This window comes from Saccharothrix sp. NBAS 001 (assembly GCF_056640475.1).
The window spans coordinates 9,755,776-9,771,354 of record NZ_CM153251.1; the positions used below are offsets into that span (position 1 = coordinate 9,755,776).

At 72.7% G+C, this 15,579-nt stretch carries 13 protein-coding genes; 5 read left to right on the forward strand and 8 right to left on the reverse strand.

The features are described from left to right. Nucleotides 1–21 precede the first annotated feature (21 nt). Nucleotides 22–1,047: a 6-phosphofructokinase gene (locus AC0HI0_RS44240; protein ID WP_480929430.1), complete on the forward strand. Its 1,026-nt coding sequence runs from the start codon at nt 22–24 to the stop codon at nt 1,045–1,047. 391 nt (nt 1,048–1,438) lie between these two features. Then, entirely contained in the window at nt 1,439–2,827 is a 1,389-nt protein-coding gene (locus AC0HI0_RS44245) for a class II 3-deoxy-7-phosphoheptulonate synthase (protein ID WP_480929431.1), read from the forward strand. 72 nt (nt 2,828–2,899) lie between these two features. Here the strand turns inward: AC0HI0_RS44245 and AC0HI0_RS44250 are convergent, their stop codons facing one another. Together AC0HI0_RS44250 and pknB are read right to left on the reverse strand one after the other, a co-directional pair. After that, on the reverse strand, nt 2,900–3,472 hold the full coding sequence (locus AC0HI0_RS44250) for a DinB family protein (protein WP_480929432.1): 573 nt from the start codon (nt 3,470–3,472) through the stop codon (nt 2,900–2,902). A 24-nt stretch (nt 3,473–3,496) separates the two neighbouring features. Next, nucleotides 3,497–5,542 carry a Stk1 family PASTA domain-containing Ser/Thr kinase gene (gene pknB, locus AC0HI0_RS44255; RefSeq protein ID WP_480929433.1) on the reverse strand — a complete coding sequence of 682 codons (2,046 nt, stop codon included), beginning with the start codon at nt 5,540–5,542 and terminating at the stop codon, nt 3,497–3,499. 185 nt (nt 5,543–5,727) lie between these two features. Between pknB and AC0HI0_RS44260 the strand changes: the two genes are divergently transcribed. Then, complete coding sequence (locus AC0HI0_RS44260; RefSeq protein ID WP_197540245.1) at nt 5,728–6,093, forward strand: Rv2175c family DNA-binding protein; 366 nt, start codon at nt 5,728–5,730, stop codon at nt 6,091–6,093. Between the two features lie 20 nt (nt 6,094–6,113). Here the strand turns inward: AC0HI0_RS44260 and AC0HI0_RS44265 are convergent, their stop codons facing one another. From AC0HI0_RS44265 to AC0HI0_RS44280, 4 genes are all read right to left on the reverse strand, one after another. Then, nucleotides 6,114–7,040 (reverse strand): phytoene/squalene synthase family protein, encoded by a 927-nt coding sequence (locus AC0HI0_RS44265; protein ID WP_480929434.1) that lies wholly within the window; start codon nt 7,038–7,040, stop codon nt 6,114–6,116. After that, nucleotides 7,037–8,455 (reverse strand): polyprenol phosphomannose-dependent alpha 1,6 mannosyltransferase MptB, encoded by a 1,419-nt coding sequence (gene mptB / locus AC0HI0_RS44270; RefSeq protein ID WP_480929435.1) that lies wholly within the window; start codon nt 8,453–8,455, stop codon nt 7,037–7,039. Before mptB ends, AC0HI0_RS44265 begins: the two co-directional genes overlap by 4 nt. A gap of 597 nt (nt 8,456–9,052) precedes the next feature. Next, nucleotides 9,053–10,546, reverse strand: a complete 1,494-nt coding sequence (crtI, locus tag AC0HI0_RS44275) for a phytoene desaturase family protein (protein WP_480929436.1) — start codon at nt 10,544–10,546, stop codon at nt 9,053–9,055. 2 nt (nt 10,547–10,548) lie between these two features. After that, complete coding sequence (locus AC0HI0_RS44280) at nt 10,549–11,616, reverse strand: polyprenyl synthetase family protein (RefSeq protein ID WP_480929437.1); 1,068 nt, start codon at nt 11,614–11,616, stop codon at nt 10,549–10,551. 105 nt (nt 11,617–11,721) lie between these two features. On the opposite strand from AC0HI0_RS44280, the gene AC0HI0_RS44285 reads away from it, so the two are divergent. Further along, the gene (locus AC0HI0_RS44285) at nt 11,722–12,606 is read left to right on the forward strand and encodes a methylenetetrahydrofolate reductase (protein ID WP_480929438.1); all 885 of its coding nucleotides are present in this window, start codon (nt 11,722–11,724) and stop codon (nt 12,604–12,606) included. A gap of 19 nt (nt 12,607–12,625) precedes the next feature. Here AC0HI0_RS44285 and AC0HI0_RS44290 read toward each other — a convergent pair whose 3' ends face one another. Together AC0HI0_RS44290 and AC0HI0_RS44295 are read right to left on the reverse strand one after the other, a co-directional pair. Then, the gene (locus AC0HI0_RS44290; RefSeq protein WP_480929439.1) at nt 12,626–13,075 is read right to left on the reverse strand and encodes a carboxymuconolactone decarboxylase family protein; all 450 of its coding nucleotides are present in this window, start codon (nt 13,073–13,075) and stop codon (nt 12,626–12,628) included. Between the two features lie 52 nt (nt 13,076–13,127). Further along, on the reverse strand, nt 13,128–13,733 hold the full coding sequence (locus tag AC0HI0_RS44295) for an LppM family (lipo)protein (RefSeq protein ID WP_480929440.1): 606 nt from the start codon (nt 13,731–13,733) through the stop codon (nt 13,128–13,130). Between the two features lie 150 nt (nt 13,734–13,883). Here AC0HI0_RS44295 and AC0HI0_RS44300 point away from each other — a divergent pair, with 150 nt between their 5' ends. Further along, complete coding sequence (locus AC0HI0_RS44300) at nt 13,884–15,563, forward strand: DUF885 domain-containing protein (protein ID WP_480929441.1); 1,680 nt, start codon at nt 13,884–13,886, stop codon at nt 15,561–15,563. The last annotated feature ends 16 nt before the right edge of the window (nt 15,564–15,579 follow it).

Sequence of the window (15,579 nt, forward strand, 5' to 3'; positions counted from 1 at the left end):
ACGAAGAGATTGGCTAAGCAGATGCGTATTGGTGTGCTCACCGGCGGTGGTGACTGCCCCGGCCTGAACGCGGTCATCCGCGCCGTGGTCCGCAAGGGCGTCGAAGCCCACGGCTGGGAGATCGTGGGTTTCCGCAACGGCTGGCAGGGGCCGATCGAAGGGCTCACCAAGCCGATCGGCCTCGGTGACGTCGAGGACATCCTCACCCGGGGCGGCACGATCCTGGGCTCGTCGCGCACCAACCCGTACAAGATCGAGGGCGGCGTCGACCGGATCCGCGAGGTGCTCGCCGCCGAGGGCGTCGACGCGCTGATCGCGATCGGCGGCGAGGACACCCTGGGTGTCGCGAAGCGGCTGACCGACGACGGCATCGGCGTGGTCGGCGTGCCGAAGACCATCGACAACGACCTGGGCGCGACCGACTACACGTTCGGCTTCGACACCGCGGTGCACATCGCGACCGAGTCCATCGACAGGCTGCGCACCACCGCCGAGTCCCACCACCGCGCGCTGGTGGTCGAGGTCATGGGCCGGCACGCGGGCTGGATCGCGCTGCACTCCGGCCTCGCGGGCGGCGCGAACGTGATCCTGGTGCCGGAGCGGCCGTTCAGCGTGGAGAAGGTCGTCGAGTGGGTGGAGCGGCGGTTCGAGCGGCAGTACGCGCCGATCATCGTCGTCGCCGAGGGCGCGGTGCCCGAGGGCGGTGCCGAGGTGCTGCACTCCGGTGAGAAGGACGCGTTCGGCCACGTCCGGCTGGGCGGCGTCGGCACCTGGCTGGCCGAGGAGATCGCCGAGCGCACCGGCAAGGAGTCCCGCGCGGTCGTGCTCGGGCACACCCAGCGCGGCGGCATCCCGACCGCCTACGACCGGGTGCTCGCGACCAGGTTCGGCCTGCACGCGGTGGACGCGGTGGCCGAAGGCGACTTCGGCGTGATGGTGGCGCTGCGCGGCACCGACATCGTGCGGGTGAAGCTGGCGGAGGCGACGGCGGAGCTGAAGACCGTGCCGCTGGAGCGCTACGCCGAGGCCGAGGTCTTCTTCGGCTAGGTCGACCGGTCGCCCCGCGGCGCACCGGCCCCGCCGGTCCGTCGCGGGCGCACCGCGCGGCCTTCGGGCGCTTCCGGACGGACCCTCGACCCGCCCGGAAGCGCCCGTTCCCGTCTCCGCACCCGGCTCGGCAGCCGTGCCCGACCACGTGGCGGGTGCCCGCCGGTGCGGGTTCCCGCAGGACCTGCCGGCGCGCGTCGGCCACGTCCGGTGCACGCCCGGGTCCCGGTCGGCAAGGCCCGCCCGGGGGTTCTCCACCGCCGTCGGCAGCAGCCGATCCGCTGCCACGTCATCGGGTGATCTGTCACCCGAACGGGCGGCGGACATGACTCACATCATGGACAGGCCATCCCATGCCCGTCTCTCAGCGTGGACCGCCTACCCTTAACACGTGAACTGGACCGTGGACGTGCCCGTGGACACGCTTCCCGAGCTCCCGCCCCTCCCGCCCGAGCTTCGCAACCGACTGGACGACGCGCTGAGCCGCCCCGCGGCCCAGCAGCCCGAATGGCCGGATGCCGAGCAGGTGCGCCGGGTGCGCGCGGTGCTGGAAAGCGTCCCGCCGATCACCGTGCCCGCCGAGATCGACCGGCTGCGCGGCAACCTCGCCGAGGTGGCCCGCGGCGAGGCGTTCCTCCTCCAGGGCGGTGACTGCGCCGAGACGTTCGCGGACAACACCGAGCCCCACATCCGCGCCAACGTGCGCACCCTGCTCCAGATGGCCGTGGTGCTGACCTACGGCGCGAGCCTGCCGGTGGTGAAGATCGGCCGCATCGCCGGCCAGTACGCCAAGCCGCGCTCGTCCAACATCGACGCGCTCGGCCTGCCGTCCTACCGGGGCGACATCGTCAACTCGCTGGTCACGACGCCCGAGGCGCGCGTGCCGGACCCGTCGCGGATGATCCGGGCGTACGCGAACGCGGGCGCGGCGATGAACCTGCTGCGGGCGATGACCACGGCGGGCATGGCCGACCTGCACCGGCTGCACGAGTGGAACAAGGACTTCGTCCGCACCTCGCCCGCCGGCGAGCGGTACGAGGCGCTGGCCGCCGAGATCGACCGCGGCCTGCGGTTCATGTCGGCGTGCGGCGTGGACGACAGCTCGCTGCACACCACGGAGATCTTCGCCTCGCACGAGGCGCTGCTGCTGGACTACGAGCGCGCGCTGCTGCGCCTGGACACCAACAGCGACCAGGCCAAGCTGTACAACCTGTCCTCGCACTTCCTGTGGATCGGCGAGCGCACCCGCCAGCTCGACGGCGCGCACATCGCGTTCGCCGAGCTGCTGGCCAACCCGATCGGCCTCAAGATCGGCCCGTCGACCTCGCCGGAGCTGGCGGTCGAGTACGTCGAGCGGCTCGACCCGCGCAACGAGGCCGGCCGGCTGACCCTGATCAGCCGCATGGGCAACGGCAAGGTGCGCGACGTGCTGCCCGCCATCGTGGAGAAGGTCACCGCGTCGGGCCACCAGGTCATCTGGCAGTGCGACCCGATGCACGGCAACACCCACGAGTCGTCCACCGGCTACAAGACCCGGCACTTCGACCGGATCGTGGACGAGGTGCAGGGCTTCTTCGAGGTGCACCGCCGGCTCGGCACGCACCCCGGCGGCATCCACATCGAGCTGACCGGCGAGGACGTCACCGAGTGCCTGGGCGGCGCCCAGGAGATCTCCGACACCGACCTGGCGGGCCGCTACGAGACCGCCTGCGACCCGAGGCTGAACACCCAGCAGTCGCTGGAACTGGCCTTCCTGGTCGCGGAGATGCTCCGCAGCTGACCTGAGCGGACCCCGTGCCCCGGCGGACCAGAGGACCTCGTCCCGGACCGCCGGGGCACGGGCGCGTCCGGGTCAGGTCGCGGCGGCCTTGGCGGCACGGTCGATGTCCGCGTTCCGGGCCGCCCAGTAGGCCGCGTCCGCGACCGGCTCGGCACCCGTGACGCCCACCGCGCCGTCGAGCTGCTCGCGCAGGATGTCGGCGTGCCCGGCGTGCCGGTGGGTCTCGGCGAGCAGCTGGACCAGGACGCCGAACAGCGTCACGTCCGGGCGCGGCCACCACGGCACGTGCCCGGGGGAGTCGAGGTCCAGCGCGTCGACCGTGGCGGCGGAGTGCTCGGCCGCCCGCAGGTAGCGGGCGACGATCCCGGCGCGGGTCTCGTGCCCGGCCGCCCACAGGTCGGCGTGGCGGGCGGCCCGGTCGTCCCAGCGGGGCAGCGGTTCGGGGAACGGCCGGCCGAAGACCTCGCCCAGGTACCGGGCTTCGGCGGTCGCCAGGTGCTTGACCAGGCCGAGCAGGTTGGTGCCGGTCGGGGTCAGCGGGCGGCGGACGTCGTACTCGGACAGCCCGTCGAGCTTCGAGAGCACCGCTTGGCGCACCTCGCACAGGTCGGCGTGCAGGTGCGCCTTCGCGTCGTCGTCGATCACCGGACCGAGTCTGCCACCGCCGGGTCAGACCGCGATGATCGTGATCTTGGTGCCCTTCGGCACCCGCTCGCCGGGGCGGATCGACTGGTTGACCACCGTCGCCCGCTCGCGGTTGTTGAACTGCACCTCGACCTGGAGACCCGCCTTCTCCAGCGTCTCCTTCGCCTCCTTGAGCTTCTTGCCCTCGACGTTCGGCACGGCCACGCCCCGGTCCGCCGCGATCACCACGGTGACCCGCTTGTCCGCCCCGAGCGTGGTGCCCGCCGCCGGGTTCGTGCGGATCACCCGGCCGCCGTCCACCTCGCCGGACGGCTCCACCGGGCCCTCCACCGGCTCGAAACCGGCCGCCGACAGCTCCGCGAACGCCTCTTCCTTGGTCTTGCCCTTCAGGTTCGGCACCGGCTTGGGCTGCACGCCCTTGCTCACCACGATGGTGACCGTGCTGCCGATCTCCACGGCCGTCCCGGGCGCGGGCTTGGTCGTGACGACCTTGCCCTTGGGCACCCGGTCGCTGAACGCCTCGTCCTCGGGGCCGACCTTGGACTTCAGCCCGAGCGCGGCGATCTCCTTCTCCGCCGCCGCCACCTCGACGCCCGCCGCGATCGGCGGCACCACCGGCTTGCCGCGCGAGACCACCACGCGCACCAGGTCGCCCCTGGTCGCCTCGGTGCCGGAGGCCGGGTCGGTGCGCAGCACCTGGCCGCTGGGCACGCTGTCGCTGTTCTCCGTGGACACCGCCGACTTCAGGTGCGCGCTCTCCAGGATCGCGACCGCCGCGTCCTGCTCCTTGCCGACGACGTCCGGCACGGTCTCCACGCGCCCGATCGACAGCCACCAGCTGACCAGGCCGATCACGATCGCCGCGACGACCACCACGCTGATCCAGGTGATGAACTGCTTCTTGCTCTTGGCCCGCATCTCCTCGTAGAGCTGCTCGGGCGTCTTCTTCTTCGGGGGTCGCTTCGGCCGTACGGGTCGCGTGCGGGGCACAACGGCCGTCTGCTGCCCTCCTAAGGGCGCGGGAACGCCCATGGCGGGTGACGGGGTGGGGTCCAGCCCGCGCGGCAGCGCCTGGGTGCCCTGCGGGCCCGGCGGGGGGATCCGGCGCACCGGCACGGTCGCCTCGGCGTGCGCCACGGCCCCGACGCCCACCGGCTGCACCCGTTCGGTCCGGGGCTCGGCCGAAGCGGGCGCGTCGGCGGTCGCCGCCGTCACGGTCGGCACGTCCACGGCGGCCAGGCCGAGCTGCGCGCGGGCCGTCTCCACCTCGGACAGGAACGCCTCGGCGTCCGCCGGCCGCAGGAACGGCTCCTTGCGCGTCGCCCGGCGGACCAGCTCCGCGACCTCGGCGGGCACGCCGGTGACCGGCGGCACCTCTTCGTTCACGTGGCGGTAGGCGACCGAGATGGCCGTGTCGCCGACGTAAGGCGGCGCGCCGGTCAACATCTCGTAGAGCAGCACGCCGGCCGAGTACACGTCGCTGCGGGCGTCCGCCGAGCCGTTGGTGACCTGTTCGGGGGACAGGTAGGCGACCGTGCCCAGGATCGTGGTGTCGCTGGTGATGGCCGGTGTGGACACCGCGCGCGCCAACCCGAAGTCCGCGACCTTCACCGCGCCGTTGCGCCCGATGAGCACGTTCTCCGGTTTCACGTCCCGGTGCACCAGCCCGGCCCGGTGCGCGGCGGCCAGCGGCGAGAGGACCCGCTCCAGCACCGTCAGCGCCAGCGGCACGTCGAGCTTGCCGCGCGCGTTGAGCAGGTCGCGCAGGGTGCCACCCTCGACCAGCTCCATGACCAGGTAGACCCGGTCCTCGTCCACGCCCTGGTCGTGCACCGCGACGACACCGGGGTGGTGCAGCCCGGCGGCGGCGCGCGCCTCGCGCTCGAACCGCGCGACGAACTGCGGGTCCGAGGAGAACCGGGGGTCCATGACCTTGATCGCCACGGGGCGCTCCAAGCGCGTGTCGACACCCCGGTACACGGTGGACATGCCGCCGCGTGCCACCAGGGCGCCCACTCGGTAGCGTTGTTCGAGCAGCCCGCCGATCACATTCGTCGCCGACCTTTCCACAGCCGTGGATCGTACGGTGGGGTGGAGCCGACCCGTGTCGTGCGCTGGGAGCATCCCGGCCCGCGTGTGGGATCCGTGTCAAAGTCCCCGGAAACAGGGGGTGTCCGGGAACCGACCCGGGGGTGTATCGCCACCACCCGGTTGGCGCAGGGCATTGCTCCCGGCGTTGTGGCATCGTGACGCACGTGAGTGCGATTCCTGCCGCTGCGGATGTGCTGGCTCCCGACCTGGAGGTCCTGGACCTGCCCGAGGTCGGCGAGCGTCTTGGTTTGCCGGTCACCCGTGTCCACCAGTTGCTGCGCGACGGCCAGTTGCTCGCGGAGCGCCGGAACGGTGTCCTCGTCGTCCCCTCCCAGTTCCTCGCCGCCGGAGGCGTGGTGAAGGGGCTGCCCGGCACCATCACGGTGCTGCGCGACTCCGGCTACTCGACCGATGAGATCCTTCGCTGGCTGTTCACCGAAGACGACACGCTGCCCGGCACGCCGATCGAGGCGCTGCGCGGAGACCGCGGTCGCGAGGTGAAGCGACGCGCCCAGTCCATGGGCTTCTGACGCGTGTTCCGACCAGGCCACTAACTCCGACCAGGCACGTCCGGGCGGTTCCAGCGGAGCCGTCCGGACGTCGCGCGGGCCGCCACCGCCCGGGACAGCCCCGGCACGGCCACCGCGAGCCGCCGTGCGTTCGACACCTCCACGCGCTTGTCCAGCACGTGGTAGTCGGCGTGCACGATCCCGTCCAGGATCTCCCGGTAGAGCACCAGCGCCGTGCGCACGCACGGCCGTGCGACCGGGTGCAGCAACGGCACGGCGGCCTCCGCCTCCCGGTACGTCGCGTACGCCACGGCCGTGAGGTGCTGCACGGCGCGCCTTATGCGTTCGTCCGGCTTGCCCGTCCGCCGTGACCACGCCAGCAGCTCCCGGTTCACGTCGTAGACGGCTAACACGTCCTGCGGCAGGTACACGCGACCGCGGTCGAGATCTTCCCCCACGTCCCGCAGGAAGTTCGTGAGCTGGAACGCGCGCCCCAACGCCGCCGCGCCGGGTTCGGCGTGCGACAGGGGCGCGACGGTGCCGAAGACCGGCAGCAGTTGCAGCCCGATCACCTCGGCCGACCCGCGCATGTACCGGCCGAGTTCGGCCAGCGTCGCGTACTCGGTGGTGTGCAGGTCCATCCGCATGGACGTCAGGAAGTCGGTGAACAGCGCCGGGGCGATCCGGTGGCGTCGCACGGTGTCCACGAGCGCGGCCAGCACCGGGTGCCCGGTGCGGCGTCCGGCGAGTTCGTCGCCGAGCTGCGCCTCCAACGCGGCCAGCTCGCCCGCCGGGTCGGTGGACGTGCCGCTGTCCACGATCTCGTCGGCCCACCGCGCGAAGCCGTACAGGGCGTGCACGGCGGGGCGCCGGTCGGGCGGGAGCAGGCGGGTGGCGAGGAAGAACGTGCGGCCGTGCCGTGCGTTCAGCTCGCGGCACCGGGCGTAGGCCAGGGCCAGTTCGGTCACGTGTACCTGCTGGACAGCTTCAACGGGTCGGGTTTGACCAGCGACACGCACGCCAGCGCCGAGACGGCGACGGTGAGCGCCAGGTAGGCCCACGAGTAGAGCGCGGTGTCGCCGTTGGGGAAGGTCACCAGCAGCAGGAACGTGGAGAAGAACGCGGCGGCTTTCAGCCCCGTCGTGGTCCACGCCAGGCCCGCGCCGAGCACCAGCGCCCAGCTGAAGTACCAGGGCAGCGTGGCCGGCGAGAGCAGCGCCACGGCCAGCGACAGGATCGCCGCCCGGCGGATCGCCTCCGGCCCGCCGTCGTCGGCGGCCCGCCACTGCCGCCACGCGATGTAGAGCAGCAGCAGCGACCCGAGCCCGCGCGCGACGGTCATGAACACGCCCGGTTCGACCCGGACGACCAGGTTCACCACGGTGTGGGCGAAGTCACCCACGGCGCTGGGCAGCGACAGCCAGTTCACGATCGTGGAGGACGAGCTGAGGGCCGGGATCCAGCCCAGGTCCAGCCCGGACACCAGGGTCGTCGCGGTGAACACCAGCAGGAACGTGGCCACCCCGCCCGCCATCGCCTTGACCAGCTGCGCGGTCCGCGTGCCGGTCAGCCGGCGGGCCCACACCAGCACCAGGAACGGCAGCGCGACGACGGCGGTGGCCTTCACCGCGAACGCCAGGGTCACCACGGCGATGCCCAGCACGTGCCGGCCGTCGAGCACGAACAGGCAGCCGGCGGCCATCAGGCCGACCATCAGCAGGTCGTTGTGCGCGCCGCCGATCAGGTGCACCAGCATCAGCGGGTTCGCCGCGGCCAGCCACAGCGCGATCGCGGGACGTCCGCCGAGGTGCCGGGCCAGGCCCGGCAGCGCCCAGCAGAGCAGCGCCAGGCCGATCGCCAGCACGAACCGCATCAGCACCACGCCGCCGATGACGCTCGCGTTCGTGGCCCACACGACGCCCATGGCGAGCACGAGGAACACCGGGCCGTAAGGCGCGGGCGTGTTCTGCCAGACCCAGCTCACGTTGTCCGACAGCGGGCTTTGCAGCACCGCCGGGCCGACCTGGTAGGGGTCCAGGCCGTTGAGCGCGATCTGGCCCTGGGCGAGGTAGCTGTAGATGTCCTTGCTGAACAGCGGCGGCGCGAACAGCAGCGGGAGCGTCCAGACCACGATCGCGGTGAGGACGGCGCTGCTGCCGACGTGCCCGTTGCGGACCATCCGGCCGAGCCGGATCCACGACCAGATCACCATGCCGAGCCCGAGGTAGAGCACGGCGGTGGCCAGGTCGTGCCCGTGGCCGTAGCGGATCCAGCTCAGCGTGGTGTCGGCGAGCAGCGGGTCGCGCTTGAGGATCGCCCCCGCGCCGGTGCCGCCCAGCGCGACGAGCATGACGCCCGCCACCCCGAGCAGGATGGTGCGCACGGGGATCCCGCCGGGGTCCGGAACCTGGGTAGCACCGGACCGCACCGGCTCGACAGGTGCGGCGCTCGATCGGGGTAGGGACGGGGTCGCGGCCATCGCGGCAACATCGTCGCACAACGCGAGCGCGCGTCGGCACGCTATGGCGGACACGCGTGACAGGGTCGTAACACCCCGACGGATCCTCGCACGTGCGTGTCACCCGAGCGAGTGACCACATGGAGTATTCCGACGTGCGAGAACGCCCGTTCGGGCGAGTTCCGCGCACACCTCCGAACCACCTTCCCGGCAGGGTGTTCGGGCGGGACCGCGTTCCGGTTCGGCCCGGTTCGCCGGGGCGTCGGCGCTTCCCGGGACGACCGCTCGGGATGGCAATTCAACGCACGTTCAATTACGTCGCCGGTACCGCGCGACCCGACCGTGCGGGAACGCCTGACCGCGACCCCGGGACGGCCGGTGACCGCGCCGGTCGGCGAGCCGGCCCTGCCGCTCGGCTACCCGCCGGCGTTCGGGCTGGTCGCGGTGGTCGACGCAGTCACCGACGGCACCGCGTCCGCCGGGGTCGCCGGCCCGCCGGCCCGCCGGCCCGCCACCCGCCGGTCATCGCGGGCTGTGCGCTCGCGGCCTGGCCGCCGGCCGCCGCCACGCCGCGCCGGCGGCCCCGGTGATCCGCTGGGCGGCGAGCCTGCCGGAGATCAGCACCGGCGGCACGCCCACGCCCGGCGTGGTGCCGCAGCCGGCCAGCACCGCGTTGTCCAGCACCAGGTTGCGCGGCCGGAACGGGCCGGTCTGGGCGAACGTGTGCGCCGCCGAGAACGGCGTGCCGGCGGCCAGCCCCATGCCCGCCCAGTCCCTGGGCGTGACCAGGCGCTCCACCTCGATCGAGTCGCCGAACCCGGTCAGCCCCCTGGCCTGCAGGACCTGCACCACCTCGTCCCGGTAGGCCGGGCCGACCCGCTCCCAGTCGACCGGGCCGACCCGCAGGTTCGGGGTCGGCGCGAGCACGAACATGCCGCGCCCCGGCGGGCTGGTGACCAGCAGCGACGGGTCGCTCATCAGCGTGCCCCGGCGGGTCAGCTCGTCGAACGTGCGGTCCCACGCGCGGCCGAAGAACAACGTGTGGTGGGCCAGCTCCGGCCACGTCCGGTCGACGCCCGCGTGCAGCACGACCGCCGACGGCGACCACGTGATCGGCACCGGGCGGCGCGGCCGGTGGCCCAGCAGCCGGTAGGACATCGGCAGGTCCGGGGTGAGCACCACCGCGTCGCACGGGATGCGCTCGCCCTGCGTCGTGCGCACCGCCGTGACCCGGCCGCCGATCCGCTCCAGCCACGCCACCTTCGTCCGGTAGCGCAGGTCCGCGCCCGCGTCCCGGGCCGCGTCGGCCAGCGCGTCCGGCAGCGCGCGCATCCCGCCACGCGGGTAGTAGACGCCCGCGATGGTGTCCATGTACGCGATCACCGCGTACGCGGCGAGCGCCTTGCGCGGTGGCACGCCCGCGTAGAGCGACTGGAACGAGAACACCCGTTGCAGCCGCTCGTCCTTCAGGAACCGCGCCACCGAGGGGCCCAGCCGGGCGAAGCCGCGCAACGCCGCCAGCCGCGCCAGCCGGGGCGTGAGCAGCCCGATCGGCGAGTCGAAGTTCGCGCCGATGAACGCGTCCTTCTCGGCCCGGTACAGGTCGGTCAGCCAGGCCCGCAGCGCCCGGTACCCGGCCGCCTCCGCCGGACCGGCGAACCGCCGCACCTCGGCTTCCATCGCCTCGCCGTCGGCGTGCACGTCGAGCACGTCGCCGTCGGCGAACCGCGCCCGGTAGGCGGGCTCCACGGGCCGCAGGTCCAGCCGGTCGGCCAGGCTCTCGCCGACCGCGTGCAGCGCCTCGTCCACCAGCTCCGGCATGGTCAGCACGGTCGGCCCGGTGTCGAACCGGTAGCCGCCCAGGTCCAGCCGCCCGGCCCGCCCGCCGGGCAGCTCGTCGCGCTCCACGACGGTGACCCGGCGGCCCGCGCCGAGCAGGTGCAGGGTCGCGGACAGGCCCGCCAAGCCCGCGCCGACCACGACGACGTGGTCGGTGCGGCCGGTGACCGTGCGCATGGTCAGTAGGTCCGTTTCGTGGCGCTGATCGCGAGTTCGGCGAGCCGCTCCCCGGCGGGTTCGGCGACCGGCGCGTCGGACAGCGCGGCCAGCGCCGACTCGGTGAGCCGGGCGATCCGGTCCTCGACCGCGGCCACCGCGCCGACCTCGACCAGCCGGGCCCGCACCACGTCCACGGTCTCGACGTCCAGGTCGGGGCGGCCCAGCGCGTCGTGCAGCACGTCCGCGCCGAACTCCAGGCCCAGCGCCGCCAGCAGGGTCCGCTTGCCCTCGCGCAGGTCGTCGCCCGCGGGCTTGCCGGTCACCGCCGGGTCGCCGAACACGCCCAGCAGGTCGTCGCGCAGCTGGAAGGCCACGCCGATGTCGGTGCCGAACGCCCGCAGGCCCGCCACCAGCTCCGGCGACGCGTCGCCGATCGCGGCGCCCATGTGCAGCGGGCGCTCCACGGTGTACGCGGCGGTCTTGAGCCGGTCGATGCGCAGCGCGGCGTCGGGGGAGGCGTCGCCGCGCGCCTGGGTGAGCACGTCGAGGTACTGGCCCGCGAGCATCTCGGTGCGCATGTCCCGCCACGGCAGGCTCAGCCGCTGCAACGCGTCGTTGGGCAGGCCGGCCGCGAACAGCATGTCGTCCGCCCACGCCAGCGCCACGTCGCCGATCAGCACCGAGGCGGCCAGGCCGAACCGCGCGGGCTCGCCCAGCCAGCGCTCGGCGAGGTGCCGGCGGGCGAACCGGACGTGCACGGTGGGCATCCCGCGACGGGTTTCCGAAGCGTCCATCAGGTCGTCGTGGATCAGCGCGCACGCCTGGATCAGCTCCAGCGAGCTGACCGCCGTGAGCACCGCGTCGGCCGGCTCGCCGTCCGGGTCGCCGCCCGCCGCCCGCCAGCCCCACCAGGCGAAGGTCGGCCGTATCCGCTTGCCGCCGCCGAGCACGAAGTCCGCGAGCGCGTCGACCACGTCGGTGAAGTTCTCCTCCATCCGCTCGCCCAGGGCGCGGCGGTCGGCGAGGTAGCCTGCGAGAGCTGCGTCGACGTGCTTGGGCAGTTCCAGGTCCAACGGGTGGGGCGGCACCCTCTTATGGTCACCTCTGCCCCGGACCGCCGGCCAACCGGGGGCCTGCTCCCATCCAGTGAACAGTCCCTCCCACTGGCCGGCACACGCACTAGGCTGGGGGTCATGACGTCCGTCGTCGATCGCCTCAGCGGCGGCAACCCGGTGTTCTCGGTCGAGTTCTTCCCGCCTCGGGACGACGCCGACGAGCAGATCCTCTGGCGGGCCATCCGCGAGCTGGAAGCCCTCGACCCGGCCTTCGTGTCGATCACCTACGGCGCCGGCGGCTCGAACCGCGACCGCACGATCCGCACCACCGGCCGGGTGGTGCAGGAGACGACCCTGGTGCCGATGGCGCACCTCACCGCCGTGGAGCACACGGTGGCCGAGCTGCGCAACGTGATCGGCTGGTACGCGGCGGTCGGGCTGCGCAACATCCTCGCGGTGCGCGGCGACCCGCCCGGCGACCCCAACGGCGAGTGGGTGGCCCACCCGGAGGGCCTGACCTACGCCGAGGAACTGGTCCGGCTGTGCCGCGAACTGGGCGACTTCTGCGTGGGCGTGGCCGCGTTCCCGTACGGGCACCCGCGCTCGGCCGACCTGGACACCGACACCCGGCACCTGGTGGGCAAGCTGCGGGCGGGCGCGGACTTCGCGATCGCGCAGCTCTTCCTGGAGACCGACCACTTCCTGCGGCTGCGCGACCGGGTCGCCGCGCTCGGCCACGAGACCTACCTGCTGCCCGGCCTGATGCCGCTGACCACGCCGCGCACGCTGGCCAAGTGCGTGGAGCTGTCCGGCGCGCCGCTGCCGACGGCCGTCGCCCGGCGGCTGGAACCGCTGGTCGACGACCCGAAGGCGTTCCGGTCGGCCGGTGTCGACCTGGTGACCGCGATGGGGGAGCGGCTGCTCGCGGAAGGCGTGCCGGGGCTGCACTTCTACACGTTCAACCGCTCCAAGGCGACCCGCGAGGTGGTGGGCCGGCTGGGCCTGGTGCCCGCCCGGACCTGACCGGCCCACCGTCGTCGGCTCAGTGCCGGGGGTGCAGCCGGCGTTCGGTGCCCGAGTCCAGCGGCACGGCGATCCGGTTGAACCCGTTGATCGCGATGAGCTGGGCCAGCAGCGCGGCGATCTGCTTCTGGTCGAACGCCGCGGTGACCTTCTCCCACAGCTCGTCGGGCACGCCGTGCTCGCCGAGCCGGGTCACCGCGTCGGTGAACTCCAGCGCGACCCGCTCGGTCTCGGTGAAGAACCGCGACTCGCGCCACACCGACACGGCGAACAGGCGCTGCGGGTTCTCGCCCGCCTTCATCGCGTCGGTCGAGTGCATGTCGACGCAGAACGCGCAGTTGTTCAGCATGGACGCCCGCAGCTTCACCAGCTCGACGAGCGTCGGGTCGAGGTGTTCACGGGCGTAGCCGTCGAGCTGGAGCAGCGACTGGTAGACCTCGGGCGCGACCTCGGGGAGATTCATCCTCATACCCGGTGGACGGTACGGGCCCCGCAGGTGTGACAGTGGCCTGCGCCACGTCCTACGCCACGACGCTGCGGCGGTGCGCGACGACCGCCAGGACCACCACGATCAGCGCCGCCGCGCCGGTCAGGCCGGCCACCAGCATGGTCCACGCGAAGTAGGACGGCGAGTTCTCCCCGGCGTAGCGCAGCGTGGCGGTGAGCATCGACGCCTGGCCCGGTTTGGGGGCCCACGCGATGGTCGTCGGCTCCTCTTCTCGCCCGTTCGTGTCGACGATCTCACCCGGAAAGCTGATCTTGATCTGGATGTCCGCGCGGTCGATCGGCACCTGGGTGAGGTCCACCGAGCCGGACAGCGTGACCAGGTCGCCGGACCGCCGGAACGCGAGCTGGTAGCGGCTGGACGACGCGCTGGTCACCATCGACAGCGTGCGCACCTCCTCGAAGGTGAGGGCGCTGAAGAACAGCTGCGTCCCGGTGTAGTTGTCCACCTTGTACGGCTTGGTGGTCACCCGTCCGGCCAGGTCCTCGGGCACCTTGAGCTGCGGTCCCGGGTCGTTGTCCTGGGTGGGCGGGGTGGCGGCGACGATCTCGCCCGAGACGCGGTCGTCCTGCGACAGCGCCATCGCGGCGTGCAGCCGGACGCACCCCGTCAGCGAGAACATCGCGAGGAGGATCACCGGGAGGAGGAGCGCTGAGGCCCGAGGCACGCCGGTCATCCTGCCGGCCGGGTCAAAAGTTGACCGTTCGGACACGGTCGTGAGCCTGGCTAATTACCTGTTGGAGGTACCTGACCCACAGGTAACGTGCGGCCCATGTCAACCTCTCCGGCCGGCGTGCACGGCATCAGCAACCAGTTCGTGGCCGACTACGCGGCGGCCGACCCGTTGACCGCGACCTTCATCGGCACGCCCGGCTACGACGACCGGCTGACCGACTACTCGCCGGAGGGCCACGCCGCCCGCGAGGCGCTCGCCGCACGCGCCCTGGCCGACATCACCGCGGCCGAGCCCGCCGACGCCGGCGAGGTCGCCGCCAAGTCCGTGTTCCTGGAGCGGATCGGCCTCGACCTGGAGATCCACCAGGCCGGCCTGTGGGAGGGCGAGCTCAACGTCATCGCCGGCCCCGTGCAGAGCCTGCGCGAGGTGTTCGACCTGATGCCGACCTCGACCGCCGAGGACTGGGCCACCATCGCCAAGCGGCTCACCGCCATGCCCGAGGCGGTGGCGAACCTGCGCGCGGGCCTGGCCCACTCCGCCGACAAGGGCAAGGTCGCCGCGCTGCGCCAGGTCGCCAAGGTCGCCGAGCAGTGCGACACCTGGGCCGGCCGCTCCGGCGGCAAGTCCTACTTCGCGACGCTGGTCGAGCAGGCCGAGGTGGGCGCGTCGCTGCGCACCGACCTGGAGGCGGGCGCCAAGGCCGCCGCCGAGGCGTACGCGGACCTGGCCGTGTTCCTGCGCGACGACCTCGCGCCGAAAGCGCCGAAGAAGGACGCCGTCGGCGCGGACGTCTACCGCCTGTGGTCGCGCTACTTCACCGGCGCGCGGCTGGACCTGGCCGAGGCCTACGAGTGGGGCTGGGCCGAGTTCACCCGCATCGAGACCGAGATGAAGCAGGTCGCGAACCGGATCAAGGCGGGCGCGACGCTCGCCGAGGCCGCGGGCGTGCTGGACGCGAACCCGCGCTACCTGGTGCACGGCCAGGACGGCCTGCGGTCGTGGATGCAGGACCTCTCGGACAAGGCCCTGCTCGACGTCCGCGACGTGCACTTCGAACTGCCCGACGAGCTGATGAAGCTGGAGTGCCGGATCGCGCCGCCCGGCGGCGGCGTCGGCGCGTACTACACCGGCCCCACCCCGGACTTCTCCCGCCCCGGCCGGATGTGGTGGTCGGTGCCCGCGGACAAGACCGAGTTCTCCACCTGGCGCGAGGTCACCACCGTCTACCACGAGGGCGTCCCCGGCCACCACCTCCAGGTCGCCACCGCCGTCTACCAGGCGGAGAGGCTGAACAACTTCCAGCGGATGATGTGCTGGGTGTCCGGCCACGGCGAGGGCTGGGCCCTCTACGCCGAGCGGCTGATGCGCGAGCTGGGCTACCTCGAAGACGACGGCGACCTGCTCGGCATGCTCGACGCGCACCTGTTCCGCGCGGCCCGGGTGATCATCGACATCGGCATGCACCTGGAGCTGGAGATCCCGAAGGGCGCGGGCTTCCACGACGGCGAGCGCTGGACCCCGGAGCTGGGCCTGGAGTTCATGCTCACCCGCACCATCACCGACCCGGCGCACGTGCGCGACGAGATCGACCGCTACCTGGGCTGGCCCGGCCAGGCCCCGTCCTACAAGCTCGGCGAGCGGCTGTGGCTGGCGGCGCGGGACGAGGCGCGCGCCCGGCACGGCGCGGCGTTCGACCTGAAGACCTTCCACAAGAACGCGCTGGAGATGGGCGCGATGGGGTTGGACACGCTGCGGGAGCGCCTCGCGGAACTGTGAACGGCGCGCCGGTGAA

Bases quoted from the DNA above. Each gene is read 5' to 3' on its own strand.
- AC0HI0_RS44240 (WP_480929430.1), top strand. From the start codon at position 22: ATGCGTATTGGTGTGCTCACCGGCGGTGGTGACTGCCCCGGCCTGAAC.
- crtI (WP_480929436.1), bottom strand. From the start codon at position 10,546: ATGCGCACGGTCACCGGCCGCACCGACCACGTCGTCGTGGTCGGCGCG.
- AC0HI0_RS44285 (WP_480929438.1), top strand. From the start codon at position 11,722: ATGACGTCCGTCGTCGATCGCCTCAGCGGCGGCAACCCGGTGTTCTCG.
- AC0HI0_RS44290 (WP_480929439.1), bottom strand. From the start codon at position 13,075: ATGAGGATGAATCTCCCCGAGGTCGCGCCCGAGGTCTACCAGTCGCTG.
- AC0HI0_RS44295 (WP_480929440.1), bottom strand. From the start codon at position 13,733: ATGTTCTCGCTGACGGGGTGCGTCCGGCTGCACGCCGCGATGGCGCTG.
- AC0HI0_RS44300 (WP_480929441.1), top strand. From the start codon at position 13,884: ATGTCAACCTCTCCGGCCGGCGTGCACGGCATCAGCAACCAGTTCGTG.